Below are 13,390 nucleotides of genomic sequence, written 5' to 3'. Positions count from 1 at the left end.
GGCGGTGAGGCCCCTGCGGGGCTGGTCGCAAGACGATCGGGGTGTGGCGCAGCTTGGGAGCGCGCTTCGTTCGGGTCGAAGAGGTCGTGGGTTCAAATCCCGCCACCCCGACAGACCGGAGGCCCAGGTCAGGGAAACGTCGTGTGTTCCCGACCTGGGCCTTCGTCATGTGTGGAGGCGGCCCGGCCCTGTCGAGCGCGGCCGGCGGGACCTCCTCGATCGGGTGATCATGGTGCGGTCGCCGTTCACCTGTCCGATCCATGCTGCGAGAGTGGGGTCGCCAGCTCGTCTCCGGGAAGGTGCCTGCAGCCTCATGGACTCCCGTCCTGCCCTCGGTGCCGTCGTGTTCGCGCTCGCCCTCATGGGCGGTGCGCCGCCGTGGCCTCCGACCGACTCCCAGCCCAACCTGCTCCCCTCGGTACCGGTACGTGGCTGCGTCGAGGCTGGGGGAACGCTGACGTTCCACCCCCACGGCCCCGAGTGCGCGGGCGGCGGGTACGACCGCCACCCCATCGCCCTCCCCTGACCTGCCTCCGGCGGGACACCTGCCCGGCCGGTTGGGCTACCCACGGGGGTCGCGGCGCGCCCGTGGAGCCAGCCGAGGCAGGACGCGGCACTCCCCCGCCGGCACCCTGCCGGGTCGGACCGTCCGTGGTGGTCGCGTGCGAACGTTTCGCCCGCTGCGGGTATCGGGCAGGATCGAGGGGGTGAGCAAGCATCCCAGCGCCGAAATCCCGGAGACCCTGTTCGACGACCCGGCCGAGGAGGAGCGGTGGCGCGCCCGGTTCAGCGCGCCTCGGAACTCACTCCCCGACTGGGCGCTGGACGCCCCCGACCGCAACCTGTACGTGTCCAACTCCAGCGGTGTCTGGGAGGTCTACGCCTGGGACCGGGCGACCGAGACGCACCGTCAGGTCACGGACCGGCCGAACGGGACCACCTACGCCACCATCAGCCCCGACGGCGAGACGATCTGGTGGTTCTCGGACACGGACGGCAACGAGTTCGGGCGTTGGGTGACCGAGCCGTTCGCCGGCCTGCCGGTGGACGCCAGCGTCGCGGCGGCACCACCCGGGGTGCACGAGGGGTACCCGGCTGGTCTCGCCCTGGGCGCGGAGGTCGTCGTCTGCGGGGCCTCCACCGACGAGGGCACCACGATCTGGGCGAGCAGGGCCGCCGAGGACGGCGGCTACCACCCCGCTCGGGTGATCTACCAGCACGAACAGGACGCGGATGTCGCGGCCCTTTCCCACGACGAGTCGCTGCTGGTGCTGGCCCACTCCGAACACGGTGACTCCCGCCACCCGGCCCTCCGCGTGCTGCGGGTGCGCGGTGACGAGGTCGACGACGCGCCGGTAGCGGAGAAGTGGGACGGGACGGGCAAGTCGCTGTCCGCGCTCGGGTTCCCGCTCATCGCGGGTGACCCGAGGCTGTTGGTCAGCCACGAACGCCGAGGCCGGTCCGAGCTGCTGATCTGGGACGTGGAGAACGACACGGAGACCGAACTCCTGATCGACCTGCCCGGGGAGTTGTCGGCGAGCTGGTACCCGAACGGCACGGCCCTGCTGGTCACCCACGAGCACGAGGCCCGCTGCGTCCTGTACCACTACGATCTCGCCTCCGGCGCCCTGACCAGGTTGCCCACCGCGACCGGGACGGTCACGGGAGCGGACGTCCGGCCGGACGGCACGGTGGAGTACTCGTTGTCCTCCGCCGAGCGCCCCGCCGCCGTCCGGGCCCTCTACACCGACGGATCCGACGCGGTGATCCTCCAGCCGGGCGGCACGCCGGCGCCGCCGTCCCAACCGCTGCGGGACGCGTTCGTGGAGGGCCCCGGCGGGCGGGTCCACGCGCTGTACGCCCGTCCGGAGCACGCACCGGACGGACCGCTGCCCACCGTGTTCAGCCTCCACGGCGGACCGCACGCGGCCGACGAGGACCGGTTCTCCGCCTACCGCGCGTTGTGGCTCGACGCCGGGTTCGCCGTGGTGCACGTGAACTACCGGGGCTCCACCGGGTACGGCTCGCGGTGGCGGGACGCCATCGAGGGGCGGCCGGGGCTCACCGAGTTGGAGGATGTCGCCGCCGTTCACGACTGGGCGGTGGCCAGCGGCCTCACCGACCCGGACCGCAGCGTCGTGGAGGGGGCGTCCTGGGGCGGTTACCTGACGCTCATGGCGCTGGGCACCCAGCCGGACAGGTGGGCGGCCGGCATCGCGGGTGTCCCGGTCGCGGACTACCTGGCCGCCTACGAGGACGAGATGGAACCGCTCCGGGCCTTCGACCGCGCGTTGTTCGGTGGGTCACCGGACGAGGTCCCCGAGCGGTACCGGGACTGTTCCCCGCTGACCTACGTGGACAAGGTGCGGGCGCCGGTCCTGGTGCTGGCGGGGGAGAACGACCCGCGTTGCCCGATCCGGCAGATCGACAACTACCTCGACCGGTTGGCGGCGCTGGGCGCGACCTACGAGGTGTACCGCTACGACGCGGGGCACGGGTCGCTGGTGGTCGCCGAGTCGCTGCGCCAGCGGGCCGCCGAGGTGCACTTCGCCCGGCGCGCTCTCGCGGCCGCCTGAGGCTCGCCGCGCCCGCCGCGTCCGACGGTCCGTGCCGCTGACCGCGCTCCGGGGCTCCCACCGCGGTGGGAGCCCCGGAGGGCGACCGTCACCGACCGGCCAGCTGGGCCTGCCACATCCAGCGGGCCTCCTCCAGCTTGTCGGTCAACGCGATCAGCAGGTCCTGCGTCACCTGGTCGGTCTTGTCCGTCTCGTCGATCCTCGCGCGCACACGGTGCACCAGGTCGTCCAGGATGCCGACCACGTCCCGCACGACGTCGCCGTCCTGGCGCCAACCGTCCGGGTAGTTCGGCAGGCCCGAGCCCTCGGCCACGGACTTGGCCCTGCCGTCCGGCGAGACACCGAGTGCTGCGGCCCGCTCCGCGACCTTGTCGGAGTACTTCCGCGCCATCGACACGAGGTCGTCGAGCTGCAGGTGCACGCTGCGGAAGAACGGGCCCACGACGTTCCAGTGCGCCTGCTTGCCGATCAGGGACAGGTCCACCAGCTCCAGAAGCGTGGCTCGCAGCGCCCGCCCGGTGACGTCCCGTTCGGAGTCGCCGAGGGTGCTGGTGATGGGGCTGTTGCTGCTCATGGCTGTCACACCTCTTCCGTGGATGACGAGTCCGGTCGGTGGGCCGCGCCCACCCTCGGTGGGCGGCTGGCGCTCAGACGGTCGCGCTGACCCTCACGGGGACGTTCCCCCGGGTCGCCTTGGAGTAGGGGCACATATGGTGCGCCGCCTCCACGAGCTCGTCGGCCTGCGGTTGGTTCAGGCCGGGCAGGTGGGCACGGAGGCTGACGGCGAGGCGGTAGCCGGTGTCGGCCTCGTCGACCTCGATGGCGACCTGGGTCGCGACCTGGCTGTCGGCGACCTTGATGCCGGAGAGCCTCGCGGCCTGGAGCACCGCGCTGTGGAAGCACGCCGAGTAACCCGCCGCGAACAGCTGCTCGGGGTTGGTGGCGGGGCCGCCCCGGCCGCCGAGTTCGGCGGGGACGGCGAGTTTCTCGTCGATCACCCCGTCGTCGCTGCGGACCTCTCCGTCCCGTCCGTCGCCGACGGACACCGCCGCCGCCGTGTACCGCGCGCTCATACCCTCCGCCTCCCGTGTGGTGCTGGTCCGGCCCCGGCCGGGGCCGGCCGGCCGACCGACGTGGCGGCTGTCCGCCACTCTTGCCGGGTACCCGGGAGTGCGGTGATTATGCTCGGTGGCCTTGGAGCTCAGGCGGCCCGCGCTCGTCTTCGGGGCCGGTGCCCCGGCCCGGCTCGGACCGGGCACCGCCGGTTCGAACGGAGTTGGCCGGGCCTGGGCGGAGGTCGTCGACGCGCGTCAGCGCCGGTACTGCTCGGCGAAGTCCACGACCTGCTCCCCGATCGTGCGCAGGGTGTCGGCGACACCGTCGTCGGAACAGCCACCGATGTCGTCGAACCGGACCTGTCCTGAGTGCAACGAGGCTCCGAGCGGGGTCGGCCAGCCCCGGAGGGCGTGCACGATGGACCGGAGGGCGTTCAGGGTGCTGACCCCGGCCTGCCACCCGCTGGCGGTCGCGACACAGCCGACGGCCCGGCCGTGCAGGTAGGGCCGGTCGTCCGTGCGCAGGTCCTCGACGTAGTCGAGCGCGTTCTTCACCAGACCGGAGACCGTGCCGTGGTAGCCCGGGGACACCAGCACCACTCCGTCGGCGTCCCGCAGCTCGGCCACCAGGCGCTCCGCGCGGGCGGTGCGCTCGCTGATCGCCGGGTCGTAGAAGGGGAGGAGGAGATCCGAGCCGGTCAGGATGGAGGTTTTCGCGCCGCGTTCGGCCACGCCGGCCAGCACCGTCCTCAGCACCCGCTCGGACTGGGAATCGTCGCGTATCGAACCGCCCAGGCCCACCACCGTGATCGTCATGATTCCCCATCCTGCCATTCGCATCGACTCCTGTGACCCGCCGAAACGGCTGTTCCCACACCGTGCGACCCGGCGGGTGGCCGAGCCTAGGACCTCAAGCCAACTCGAGGTCAAGTCACCGCGCCCGCCTGGGTGGGGTGAGCCAGGAGGAGGCGATCTGGCGCTGGTCAGCTGGTCATCCGAGCGGAAACCCGGCGGACGATCCGTTCGGCCTCGGACGCGCGGTCCGGCCCGAGGACGGCGAGGACGTCCTCCCGGAGCAGGTCGAGGAAGGACCGCCGCGGGCTCGCCGTGATCCCGGGCCCCGGGGCGCCCGCGTGGGTCGGAGGTGGCGGGGGCTCGTCGACGTGGCTGGACTGGCGGAACAGCGCGTACAGGCTCGCCGTCATCATGTTCACCGGCAGGACGGCGGGCGCCTCCTCGGCCGTGGTGGCCCCGACCGGGACGGCGGCCGTGTTGGCGGCCGCGAGACCCGCGTACTTGCTCGCCTCGGAGAGCATCTGCCAGGCCGGTGCGCCGCGACCGGTGCCGTGGAAGTTGATGAAGGCGTTCCACACCGCGCTGGCGATCTCCTCGGCGGTGGGTGGGGGTACGGCGGTCATCGGTCACGCTCCCAGGTGGCCGGCCACGGTGTCCCGGAAGGCACGCATGTCGCCTGGCCAGTGCGCGGGGTCGTTCTTCCGCCCCGGGGCCCACTCCTTGTGCGCGATGGTGCGTTCCACCCCGAGGCCGACGTGGGTGAGCAGGGCCGCCACACCGCGCGGGTAGGAGTCCAGCTGGGCCTCGGTCCAGTCACGCCTGGTGCCCACCGACTCGGCCTCGACTCCGAGCAGGTGCTCGTTCCCGGTGTCGACGGGGACATCGCGCCAGGGCCCTCCCCGCCCCGCGTGGTAGGCGAGCCCGGCGGCGATCACGATCCACGTGCCGTCGCGCGCCAGGCCGAGCTGGGCCAACGGTCCGGTGAGAGCCGAGGTGCCGTCCCGGACCACGGCGAGCGAGGGGTAGTTGCCCTCCGCCGGCCCGGCCGTGTGGTGCAGCATCACGCCGCGGATCTCGCCGAGGCCGCCGTGCCCGCGTTCCTTCCAACCGGCCTCCTCGTGGACCCGCAGCCCTCGTTCCCGCAGGACGTCGGCCAGCCAGGTCGCGTGCGCCATCGTTGCTCGCCCCCTTCATGTCACCGAACAACCCACCAATTCCTTTGGTGGTGAATTTCACACCAGGAGATCGTCCCGCCAATTGGCCCACACGGGTACCGCCAAGAAGGGGGACGAAGTGACGCGAGCGAGTGATCGGGCGGGGCAGGTTGGTCACGGAGGAGGAGACTTCGGCGCCCGGGACACGGCGCGGGGGAGGGTGGGCCCGCCCCCGTGGACGCGTCAGCTCTCGAAGGACTCGGCCACCTTGTCGCCCAGTCCCTTGTCGACGTTGCGCCAGTACTGGAGCGCGCGCTCCAGGATCGGCTTCGACACCCCGTTGCTCAGGTGCCCCACGATGTTGCCGACCAGCCGAGCGCGCTGGTCGTCGTTGAGGACCTCCCGAACGAGGGTGCCGGGCTGGCCGAAGTCGTCGTCCTCGGAGTGCAGCTGGTAGGCGGACCGAACGATCTCGTCCCGCACCCCGAAACCTGCCGCCGTCTCACCCGCCACCGCGGCGCTGGCGTGCGCGCCACCGAAGGAGTTGGGCGCGTACACCGGGTCACCCGGGTTCGAGTAGCGCATGGCCCCGTCCTTGGAGTAGCTGTTGACGGGGGCCTTCGGCTGGTTCACCGGCAGCTGCGCGTAGTTCGCGCCGATCCGGTACCGGTGGGCGTCCGGGTAGGAGAACATGCGGCCGAGCAGCATCTTGTCCGGGGACGGCCCGATGCCGGGCACCAGGTTCGTCGGCTCGAAGGCCGACTGCTCGATCTGCGCGAAGTAGTTGTCCGGGTTCCGGTCGAGGACCATCCGGCCGACCTTGATCAGGGGGTAGTCGCCGTGCGGCCACACCTTGGTCAGGTCGAACGGGTTGAACCGGTAGTCCGCTGCGTCCTCGTAGGGCATGACCTGCACGTACAGCGTCCAGGACGGGTGCTCGCCCGCCTTGATGCTGTTGAACAGATCGCGGATGTGGTAGTCCGCGTCCTGCCCCGCGAGCTGGTCGGCCTCGCTCTGCGTCAGGTACTCGATGCCCTGGTCGGTCTTGAAGTGGTACTTGACCCAGAACTTCTCGCCGCCAGCGTTCTCCCACAGGAAGGTGTGCGAGCCGTAGCCGTTCTGGTGCCGCCACGTCCGGGGCAGACCCCGGTCGCCCATCAGCCAGGTGACCTGGTGGGCCGACTCGGGCTGGAGGGTCCAGAAGTCCCACTGCATGTCGTGGTCGCGCAGGTGGTTGTCCGCACGGCGCTTCTGCGAGCGGATGAAGTCGGGGAACTTGATGGGGTCCCTGATGAAGAAGATGGGCGTGTTGTTCCCGACGATGTCGTAGTTGCCCTCGGACGTGTAGAACTTGATCGCGAACCCGCGCGGGTCGCGCCAGGTGTCCGGCGAGCCGAGCTCACCGGCGACCGTGGAGAACCGGACCAGGCTCTCGGTCCGAGTCCCCGGCTGGAAGACGGCGGCCTTCGTGTACTGGCTGACGTCCTCGGTGACCTCGAAGAACCCGAAGGCGCCCCCGCCCTTGGCGTGCACCACGCGCTCGGGCACCCGCTCGCGGTTGAACTGAGCGTTCTTCTCGATCAGGTAGTGATCCTGCAACAGGATCGGCCCGTTCGGGCCCGCGGTCAGCGAGTGGTCGTCACTCGCGACCGGGATCCCGACGTTGTTCGTGGTGTAGCGCGCCTCGGCCACGCGTCCTCCTCGTCGTTCCATCCGTGGTGGGAACTGCCCGTTCTCAACCCGCGCACTCGGCGCACAGGCCCCAGAACACGACCTCCGCCTCGTCCACCGTGAAACCGGCGACGTCCGACGGGTGCAGGCAGGGCGCCGCGCCGCGAACGCAGTCGACATCGGTGGTACGTCCGCACCGCCGACAGACCAGATGGTGGTGGTTGTCCCCGGTCCGTGTCTCGAACCGCGCCGGATGCCCGGCCGGCTCGATCCGGCGAAGCAACCCGGCGGAGGTGCAGGCGTGCAGCACGTCGTAGACGGCCTGCGTGGAGACCGTCCCCAAGCGCGCGCGCACCGCGACCGCCACCTGGTCCGCCGTCTGGTGCGGGTTCTCGGCGAGCCATTCGAGCGCCGCCAGACGTGGGGCGGTCACTCGCAGCCCAGCGGCCCGCAGGGCGGCCCGGGTGTCCGGGACGGCCGGCGGGGCCGGTGACAGGGCGTTGGCGTCGTTCATGGTGTCCCCAGTTCAGCACTTAATCTGGAATCAGTCAAGTAACCGATGTGGTCAACATTGACCGCCCGTCGAGGAGACGGAACGCCCACTGTCCCCCGACCAGCACCGCCCCGGTAGCGCTCGGTGCCCGACGCCACGGCTACTCGTCCCGCCGGCGCGCCCCAACCCGGTCCAGAGCCGGGTCCGGTGACCGAGGAGGCGCGCGTGGGCCCGCGAGCGGTGCTCTCCCCCGCTCGCTGGTCCGGACGGCGAGCGGGGGGAGGGTGGGAGCCGCACCGCCCGACCACGTTCGCGCTCCTCGGAGGGGACGGCGGCCTCAGCGCGACGCGGTGTCCACCGCCACCTGCTCGCCGACGTGCTCCTGCCGTTGCACGACGACGCGGGAGGCGAGCAGGTCCGCGGTGTTCGCCACTCCCCACTCCAGGAGCACCTCCTCGGTGTGCTCACCGCGCAGCGCGGGACGCCCGGGCATGGCGGCGGGGGTCCCCGCGAAGCGGGGCGCCGGGGCGGGCTGCTGCACCCCGTCCACCGTGACGAAGGTGCGCCGCGCGGCCAGCTGCTGGTGAGCGGCCGCTTCCCGCAACGACAGCACCGGGGCCACGCAGGCATCGCTGTCCGCGAAGACGGTCGCCCACGCGTCCCTCGTCCTGGTCCTGAAGGCGGCCGCCAACGTCTCCCGCAGCTCGGGCCACCGGTCCGGCTCACGCGCACCCACCTCGGGGGGCACCCCCAGCAGCCGGAGGAACTCCGCGTAGAACTTCGGCTCCAACGCACCCACCGCCAGGTAGCCGCCGTCCGACGCCTCGTAGACCTCGTAGTAGGGCGCGCCGGAGTCGAGCAGGTTGGCACCCCGCTCGTCGCGCCACCGCCCGGCCGCGAGCATCGCGTGGACGAAGGTGGCGAGATGCGTGGTCCCGTCGACGATGGCGGCGTCGACCACCTGCCCCGCGCCCCCTCGGGCGACCCGCAGCAACGCGGCGAGCACGCCGACGGCCAGGTACATCCCGCCGCCCCCGAAGTCGCCGAGCAGGTTCAGCGGGATGCTCGGTGGGGACCCCGCCCGGCCGATGGAGTGCAACACCCCGGTGACGGCGATGTAGCCGATGTCGTGCCCCGCGGTGTGCGCGAGTGGCCCGTCCTGGCCCCAGCCGGTCATCCGCCCGTACACCAGGGCCGGGTTCCTGGCCGCGCAGTCGGCGGGGCCGACACCCAGCCGCTCGGCGACCCCGGGCCGGAACCCCTCGATCAGCACGTCGGCGGTGGCCGCGAGGTCACGGACCGCCGCGGCGCCCCTGGGGTCCTTCAGGTCGATCGCCACCGAACGCTTGCCGCGCCCCAACAGGTCGTGCCGGCCGTCGTCGATGAGGTGCGCGCCATCGGGCCGGTCCACCCGGACGACCTCCGCGCCCAGGTCGGCGAGCAGCATCCCGCAGAACGGCGCGGGCCCGATCCCCGCCAGCTCCACGACCCGGACGCCCGCCAGCGGGCCGGTGCCCGTCGGGTTCCCGCCGCCACCCGGGACCGCCGCTCCGCCGTCCCCGCGTCCTTCCCGTCCGAAGTTGGTCTCCCCGACCACAGTGCTCTCCCGTCTCTCGCCCCGCGCGATGTGCTAACCACAACGGCGCTTCGTCAACCCAACTTTTCGGCGATTCTCCGCGCGACCGGGTGATATGCGTCGAGTGAACGGTGACAAGCGACGAGCGGCCCGCCGGTGTCGACGAGCCGCTCGTTCGATCGGGTGAGGCGCGGGATCAGGACGTGGCGACCTTCTCCGCGATCTCGTAGGTGTTCAGGGCCGCTCCCTTGCGCAGGTTGTCCCCGCACACGAAGAAGTCCAGCGTGTTCGGGAAGTCCAACGCCTGGCGGATGCGGCCCACGTAGGTCGGGTCACCACCCACGACCTCGGCCGGCGTCGGGAAGACGCCCCGCTCCGGGTCGTCCCGGAGTACGACGGACTCCTGGCGGGCGAAGACCTCACGAGCGGCCGCCACCGTCACCTGCCGGCCGAACGTGGCGTGCACGGCGAGCGAGTGCGTGGTGACGACCGGGACGCGCACGCAGGTCGCGGACACCTTCAGCCCCGGGATCCCGAGGATCTTGCGGGACTCGTTGCGCACCTTCAACTCCTCGGAGGCCCACCCGTCCTCCTTGAGGGAGCCGGCCCACGGCACGACGTTCAGCGCCAGCGGGGCTGGGAACGGGGACTCGGCGGGCAACCCGGCCGCCGCGAGCGCCTCGGCGACGTCACCAGCCCGACTGCCGACGTCCTTGCCCGCGACCGCAGCCACCTCGGCGTGGAGCCGGTCGACGCCGGCCTGGCCGGCGCCGGACGCCGCCTGGTAGGACGCCACGACGAGCTCGGTCAGGCCGAACTCGTGGTGCAACGCCCCGAGGGCCGCCATCATCGACAGCGTCGTGCAGTTGGGGTTGGCGATGATCCCCTTGGGCCGGCGGTGCACCTGCTCCGCGTTGACCTCCGGCACCACCAGGGGGACCTCCGGGTCGAGCCGGAAGGCACCGGAGTTGTCCACCACGACGGCGCCCCTGGCGGCCGCGACCGGGGCCCACTCGGCGGAGACCTCGTCGGGGACGTCGAAGCAGGCCACGTCGACGCCGTCGAACGCCTCCGGGGTCAGTTCGACCACCGTCAGCTCGGTGCCGCGCACGGTCATCCGCTTCCCGGCCGACCGGGCGGAGGCGATCAGGCGGATCTCACCCCAGGGCACGGTCTCCCTGGAGTTGAGGATGTCGATCATCACGGTGCCCACGGCCCCGGTGGCACCGACGACGGCGATCGTCGGGCGGGTCCGGCCGGTGGTGTCGTTCATGTTCTGGTTCTTCCTCTCGACTACTGGTCGGCCGCCGTCAGCGCCCGGTCCCCGCGTACACCACGGCTTCCTCGTCGCCGCCGAGCCCGAAGGCGTCGTGGATCGCGCGGACCGCCACGTCGAGGTCGTCGTCCCGGATCAGCACCGAGATCCGGATCTCGGAGGTGTTGATGATCTCGATGTTCACCCCGGCCGTGGCCAACGCCTCGCAGAAGGAGGCCGTGACACCGGGGTGTGAGCGCATCCCCGCTCCCACCAGCGAGACCTTGCCGACGTGGTCGTCGTAGAGGACCTGGTCGAAGCCCACCTCGTCCTTGATCCGCTCCAGTTCCGCCACCGCGGTCGGGCCGTTGGTCTTGGACAGGGTGAAGGTGATGTCGGTACGGCCGGACACCGTGCCGGACACGTTCTGCAGCACCATGTCGATGTCGATCTCGGCGTCGGCGACGACCCGGAAGATCCGCCCGGCGACGCCGGGGTTGTCCGGCACGCCGGTCACCGTCACCTTCGCCTCGGAACGGTCGTGCGCGACTCCGGTGATCATGGCTTGTTCCACGGAAAGGTCCTCCACTGACCCGGTGACGATGGTTCCCGGCTTCTTGCTGTACGACGAGCGGACGTGGACCGGCACCCCGTACCGGCGGGCGTACTCGACGCACCGCAGCATGAGCACCTTCGCCCCGGACGCGGCCAGCTCGAGCATCTCCTCGTACGGGACCATGCTCAGGTGACGGGCGTCGGGGACGATCCGGGGATCCGCGCTGTACACGCCGTCCACGTCGGTGTAGATCTCGCAGACGTCGGCCTTCAGCGCCGCGGCGAGGGCCACCGCGGTGGTGTCCGAACCGCCACGGCCGAGGGTCGTGATGTCCCTGGTGTCCTGGGCCACCCCCTGGAAACCGGCGACCAGGACGATGTAGCCCTCGTCGAGCGCCTGGCGCACCCGGCCGGGGGTGACGTCGATGATCCGCGCCTTCTGGTGGGCGCCGGTGGTGATCACGCCGGCCTGGGATCCGGAGAACGAGAGCGCCTCGGCGCCCAGCGAGTGGATCGCCATCGCGACCAGGGCGTTGGACATCCGCTCGCCGGCGGTCAACAGCATGTCGAGTTCGCGTTCGGGCGGCGAGGGCGAGACCTGCTTGGCGAGCTCGAGCAGCTCGTCGGTCGTGTCACCCATCGCGGAGCACACGACGACCACGTCGTTCCCCGCTTTGCGGGTCTCGACGATGCGCTCGGCGACCCGTTTGATGCGGTCCGCGCTCTGCACGGAGGAACCGCCGTACTTCTGGACGACGAGCGCCACGTGTCCAAACCTCCTCAGGTCAGTCCGTCTGGCAGTGCGGGACGGCCCGACCCGAAGCAGCTCGGCAGCAGTTGGACAGCCCCGCCGCCAAGTCAGCGTACAGAGAACTAACGCCGGACCCGAGTACCAATGGCCCGAAGTAGCCTGGGCGACCGAGTTGACGAGTGGTGCGGAGGAGCGCGTTGCGCGTAGATGCGGAGGCCCAGTCGGCCCACGCGAACACACCCCGGAAAGACGACCCTGACCTGGGTGGGGATGCCGGTTCGACGGACCGTCGGTGGCGGCTCCCGGCGGGCTGGACCCGACACCCCGCCGTCCACCTGTTGGCTCCCGGTGTGGTCTACCTCGCACTCGTGCGAATCGGGCTCCTCGTGCTGGGGTGGATGGCCGATGCCAACGACGTGTCGACCACGGACGCGCGCACGGTGTGGGACGGCCAGTGGTTCCTCGGCATCGCCGAGTACGGCTACGCGGGGGTACCGCCGACCCTGGTCGACGCCTTCGGGAACCGCTCCGCCGAGACCCCGCTGGCCTTCTTCCCCGGCTACCCGTTGCTCGTGCGGTGGGTGTCGGAGCTGCCGGGGGCGGGCCTGGTCGGTGCCGCCTTCGCGGTGAGCACCGTTTCCGGGGTCGCGTGCGCCTACGCCCTGGCGCGGCTGGGGGAGCACGTCGGGGGTTCCCGCCGGGCGGGACTGCTGACGGTGGCGCTGTTCGCCGCCTCGCCGATGGCGGTGGTGCTGTCCATGGCCTACTCCGAGGCCCTGTTCTGCGCGTTGGCCGCCTGGGCGCTGGTCGGCGTCGTCGAACGGCGGTGGCTGGTCGCCGGCCTGTGCGCCGCCGCGGCCGGTCTGGTGCGCCCCACCGCCGGGGCTCTGGTGATGGCCGTCGGGCTGGCGGCGCTGGTCGCGGTCCTCTCCCGCCGCGACGGGTGGCGGCCCTGGGTGGCTGGTCTGCTCGCCCCGCTGGGGCTGCTCGCCTACCTGGGTTGGGTCGCCACGAGCACGGGTTCCTTGACGGGCTGGTTCGACCTCCAGGAGCGGGGGTGGGACTCCCGCTTCGACGGCGGGGCGGCGACGCTCCGCTTCACCCTCGACGTGCTGGCCTCGGCTCCCTCGGTGCTGGAGGTCGCCACCGTGGCGATCCTGGTGGGAGCGGTGGTGTTGCTGCTCGTGGGGATCCGCATGGGCGTCTCCTGGCCGCTCATGGTGTACGCGGCCGGTGTGCTGATGATGGACGTCGGGTCCAACGGGCTGATGAACTCCAAGGCACGTCTGCTGTTGCCCGCGTTCACCCTCCTGCTGCCCGCCGCCGTCGCGCTGTCCCGCCGTCGTCCCGGCACGGTGGCCGCCGTGCTGGGCGGTGTCGTCGTCACGGGATCGTGGTTCGGGGCGTACGCGCTGACCGCCTGGCCCTACGCGATCTGATCCGGAGCGGGGGCGGAAGTACCCGGCACGGGGACTGCCCCGGTACCCGCCCCCTCGGTAGGGTGGCGCC

The 13,390-nt window shown here is 71.6% G+C and carries 13 protein-coding genes and 1 tRNA gene; 4 read left to right on the top strand and 10 right to left on the bottom strand.

Annotation, left to right across the window (positions count from 1 at the left end):
- Positions 1–37: 37 nt before the first annotated feature.
- From ACOJVX_RS01145 to ACOJVX_RS01135, 3 genes are all read left to right on the top strand, one after another.
- Positions 38–111 (top strand) — tRNA-Pro (locus tag ACOJVX_RS01145).
- Between the two features lie 202 nt (positions 112–313).
- Entirely contained in the window at positions 314–526 is a 213-nt protein-coding gene (locus tag ACOJVX_RS01140) for a hypothetical protein (RefSeq protein ID WP_026417666.1), read from the top strand.
- Positions 527–707: 181 nt separating this feature from the next.
- On the top strand, positions 708–2,576 hold the full coding sequence (locus tag ACOJVX_RS01135) for a prolyl oligopeptidase family serine peptidase (RefSeq protein WP_422647174.1): 1,869 nt from the start codon (positions 708–710) through the stop codon (positions 2,574–2,576).
- 88 nt (positions 2,577–2,664) lie between these two features.
- Here the strand turns inward: ACOJVX_RS01135 and ACOJVX_RS01130 are convergent, their stop codons facing one another.
- The 10 genes from ACOJVX_RS01130 to ACOJVX_RS01085 all read right to left on the bottom strand — a co-directional run bounded on the left by ACOJVX_RS01130 (position 2,665) and on the right by ACOJVX_RS01085 (position 11,896).
- Positions 2,665–3,150, bottom strand: coding sequence for a ferritin-like domain-containing protein (locus ACOJVX_RS01130; protein ID WP_026417668.1), 486 nt, complete (start codon positions 3,148–3,150; stop codon positions 2,665–2,667).
- A 73-nt stretch (positions 3,151–3,223) separates the two neighbouring features.
- Entirely contained in the window at positions 3,224–3,649 is a 426-nt protein-coding gene (locus ACOJVX_RS01125) for an organic hydroperoxide resistance protein (protein ID WP_026417669.1), read from the bottom strand.
- A gap of 237 nt (positions 3,650–3,886) precedes the next feature.
- Positions 3,887–4,447: an NADPH-dependent FMN reductase gene (locus ACOJVX_RS01120; RefSeq protein WP_026417670.1), complete on the bottom strand. Its 561-nt coding sequence runs from the start codon at positions 4,445–4,447 to the stop codon at positions 3,887–3,889.
- 167 nt (positions 4,448–4,614) lie between these two features.
- The gene (locus ACOJVX_RS01115) at positions 4,615–5,049 is read right to left on the bottom strand and encodes a hypothetical protein (protein ID WP_418154570.1); all 435 of its coding nucleotides are present in this window, start codon (positions 5,047–5,049) and stop codon (positions 4,615–4,617) included.
- A 3-nt stretch (positions 5,050–5,052) separates the two neighbouring features.
- Positions 5,053–5,601 carry a peptidoglycan recognition protein family protein gene (locus tag ACOJVX_RS01110; protein ID WP_030104654.1) on the bottom strand — a complete coding sequence of 183 codons (549 nt, stop codon included), beginning with the start codon at positions 5,599–5,601 and terminating at the stop codon, positions 5,053–5,055.
- Between the two features lie 222 nt (positions 5,602–5,823).
- Positions 5,824–7,293: a catalase gene (locus ACOJVX_RS01105; protein ID WP_035291463.1), complete on the bottom strand. Its 1,470-nt coding sequence runs from the start codon at positions 7,291–7,293 to the stop codon at positions 5,824–5,826.
- A 22-nt stretch (positions 7,294–7,315) separates the two neighbouring features.
- A complete protein-coding gene (locus ACOJVX_RS01100) occupies positions 7,316–7,765 on the bottom strand; it encodes a Fur family transcriptional regulator (protein WP_030104656.1) in 450 nt (149 codons plus the stop codon).
- A gap of 316 nt (positions 7,766–8,081) precedes the next feature.
- Positions 8,082–9,341: a CaiB/BaiF CoA transferase family protein gene (locus tag ACOJVX_RS01095; protein WP_422647173.1), complete on the bottom strand. Its 1,260-nt coding sequence runs from the start codon at positions 9,339–9,341 to the stop codon at positions 8,082–8,084.
- A gap of 175 nt (positions 9,342–9,516) precedes the next feature.
- Positions 9,517–10,593 carry an aspartate-semialdehyde dehydrogenase gene (locus ACOJVX_RS01090; protein ID WP_026417675.1) on the bottom strand — a complete coding sequence of 359 codons (1,077 nt, stop codon included), beginning with the start codon at positions 10,591–10,593 and terminating at the stop codon, positions 9,517–9,519.
- Positions 10,594–10,630: 37 nt separating this feature from the next.
- Positions 10,631–11,896, bottom strand: a complete 1,266-nt coding sequence (locus ACOJVX_RS01085; protein WP_026417676.1) for an aspartate kinase — start codon at positions 11,894–11,896, stop codon at positions 10,631–10,633.
- A 182-nt stretch (positions 11,897–12,078) separates the two neighbouring features.
- Between ACOJVX_RS01085 and ACOJVX_RS01080 the strand changes: the two genes are divergently transcribed.
- On the top strand, positions 12,079–13,320 hold the full coding sequence (locus ACOJVX_RS01080) for a hypothetical protein (protein ID WP_337662214.1): 1,242 nt from the start codon (positions 12,079–12,081) through the stop codon (positions 13,318–13,320).
- Positions 13,321–13,390 lie beyond the last annotated feature (70 nt).

It is taken from the genome of Actinoalloteichus caeruleus, assembly GCF_049311605.1.
Taxonomy (GTDB): Bacteria; Actinomycetota; Actinomycetes; order Mycobacteriales; family Pseudonocardiaceae; genus Actinoalloteichus_B; species Actinoalloteichus_B caeruleus.
The sequence above is the reverse complement of the archived record's forward strand: the minus strand, read 5'-3'. Positions and strand labels throughout refer to the sequence as shown.